The 2,336-nt window shown below is 61.6% G+C and carries 2 protein-coding genes; both read right to left on the reverse strand.

Annotated elements, in window-relative coordinates; translation table 11 throughout:
• Positions 1–69 precede the first annotated feature (69 nt).
• Positions 70–1,017 carry a helix-turn-helix domain-containing protein gene (locus EOA38_RS33980; protein WP_245464685.1) on the reverse strand — a complete coding sequence of 316 codons (948 nt, stop codon included), beginning with the start codon at positions 1,015–1,017 and terminating at the stop codon, positions 70–72.
• Positions 1,018–1,294: 277 nt separating this feature from the next.
• Positions 1,295–2,125: an aspartyl/asparaginyl beta-hydroxylase domain-containing protein gene (locus tag EOA38_RS33985; protein WP_126094096.1), complete on the reverse strand. Its 831-nt coding sequence runs from the start codon at positions 2,123–2,125 to the stop codon at positions 1,295–1,297.
• Between the last annotated feature and the right edge of the window lie 211 nt (positions 2,126–2,336).

A 2,336-nucleotide genomic window follows, 5' to 3' on the forward strand; every position in this document is an offset into this window, starting at 1 on the left:
TGTCAGCCCGGGGCGGGACGATCGCGGCCGCCGAGTGTCGCAGAACTGCGACAGGTCAGGGCCGTGAAATCAATGCGGACGGCGGATAGCGAAACGGGCGAGCTTGCGATGCAGCGTCGCGCGCGAAATACCTAGGCTTTGCGCCGCCGCCGAGACATTGCCGCCGGCGCGAGCCAGCGCCCGCTGGAGCACGCCGCGCTCGGCATCGTCGAGGTCTTCCCTCGCGCCTGGCGCATCGCCGAGGACGTCTGCTGCCAACAGCCCCTTGGCCAGGGCTTCGCGCGTTATGCCAAGCGCAAGCCGCGCGTTGCGCGTCGCGCCGATCACCAGATCGTCCGAATCGACCGCGATGAGCGCGCCGGCGGTACGCTCAGCGGCAGGGGCCAACAGAATGCGGGCGCCGGAAAACACCATGCGGAAATTCTCGGCCTCGATGCGGCGCGCGGCATCCCCCACGGCGACGGCGATGAGCTGGACGAAACCCTCCGTCAGATCCGACCGGCAGGAGGACACGTCGAGCGCAGCCGCCAGATTGCCTTCGTGATCATAGACCGGCGCGGTCGTGCAACTGAGCAAGGTGTTGCGCGAAAAGAAATGCTGGTCGCGATGGATGGTGAGCGCCCGTTGGTCTGCGATGCAGGTGCCGATCCCGTTGGTGCCTTCGCTCTCCTCGCTCCAGACCGTGCCGGTCCACAGGCCCCATTCGTCGAAGGTCTCGTCATCGGCAACGGCGCCCCTGCGCTCCAGGGGAATGCCGTCGCGGTCAGCCAGCATCACGCAGCAGCCGACACCGCCGACGGCGAGGTAAAGCCGATTGAGGCTCCCTTCGGCGGCTCGGACGAGTCGCTCCGTGCGCTGCCTGGCCTGCCTCAGTTCGCCTTCGGTCAGCCGTCTGGGCGCCTTGCGCTCGGCCGGGTCGAGACCATGCAAATGGAGGGAACGTCGCCACGAGGCGACCAACGCCGAATGGGCCGCGTCGCTTTTCGCGATCGAGGCCTGGACCAAATCCGCGTGCACGGCTGTTTGCCGTCCGATCAACCTAGTCCTCCCGGCGAGCAGAACCTCCCTCTGCTCCGTCGTCATGTTCGCAAGAACATATCCGACACCCGGAGCGGCTCAGTTTCAATATAGTCGCCGACCGCAACAGGTTTTTGATTTTGCGCAATTCCAGGGAAAATCGCTGCGCATTTTCCCTGGAATTGCTCCGGAGTTCTAAAGGTCGCCTCCCATCGGCGCCATAGGACGTTGGTTTAAGACGGGCCAGGATGCTCGAACCCTGCGGTTCCGCCTCGGGTCAGTTGGCGGCGGCCTTCTTGGGCTTGGACGAGCCGATCATCTTCCAGTTCTTGTAGAAGACGGAATTGATGCGCTCGACGCTGACCGAGACGACAGCAAGCATGCCCGCGATCAGGCCGGGGAACGGAGACGGGCGGACGATATCGACGAAGACGCAATAGCGGCGTCCGTCATATTCATTGACCGAGCGGTGGAAGAGCGTGTCGTCGAAGATGAACAGCGGATTGTCGTACCAGTAGTTCTTCTTGCTGCCGCACTGGACGAAGATCTCGGCCTTCACCGGGATCAGATTGTAGAGGATGCGCAGGCTGAGCCGGAGCGGCCCGAAATGCCAGGAGGTCGATTCACGGCCGCTGAAGACCGAGACGGCAATTGTCTTGATGTATTTGAAGTCCTTGTTGAATTCGGGAACGTTGTCGATCTTGTGCTTGCCGTACCACTGATAGACATACATGCCGCGCCGGCCGGTGCCGAAATTGGCGTCGATGTCGGCGATGATCTCGTCCTTGCGCGACTTGAAGACGCCCAGAACCTCGTTGATCTCACGCTGGTAGTCTTCAGGAAACTGGTCAAGCTTCCAGACGCCGTGGTTCCTGTAGCAGAGAAGGTCCACAATCAGGTTGAACGGTGAAAGCAGCCAGGTGAACAGGCCGTTGCCGAGGAAATAGCGGTCGAACAGCTTCCAGTTCTTCTCGTCATTGCGCATGATGTCGATCAGGCCGCAGACGATGAGGATCGTCGTCAGGATCGGGATGAAGTAGAAGCCGAGCGCAAGAAGCAGGACTGCGGTCGCAGCCTTACGAAGGGTCTTAACGGTTTGCTTTGTCATAGTGTTTCGCGCGGAAGCGCGATCCTGTTCGCATGAGCCAAATCACGGCGACCCCCGCCAGCCGTGCGCCTTAATAGGATTTTTCCTACCGCTGCACAATCTGGGCCAAAATCATCGCCGCGCTCTTTTCCTCCACCATCAGAAGCGCCCCAACTCGCCGGCTTGGCCGGCAGCACCCGAAACGGCTGTCAGCCAGTTGTCAGGTTGGATT

Source organism: Mesorhizobium sp. M1E.F.Ca.ET.041.01.1.1, assembly GCF_003997355.1.
In the GTDB taxonomy this organism is placed as follows: Bacteria; Pseudomonadota; Alphaproteobacteria; order Rhizobiales; family Rhizobiaceae; genus Mesorhizobium.

Bases quoted from the DNA above. Each gene is read 5' to 3' on its own strand.
- EOA38_RS33985 (WP_126094096.1), bottom strand. From the start codon at position 2,125: ATGACAAAGCAAACCGTTAAGACCCTTCGTAAGGCTGCGACCGCAGTC.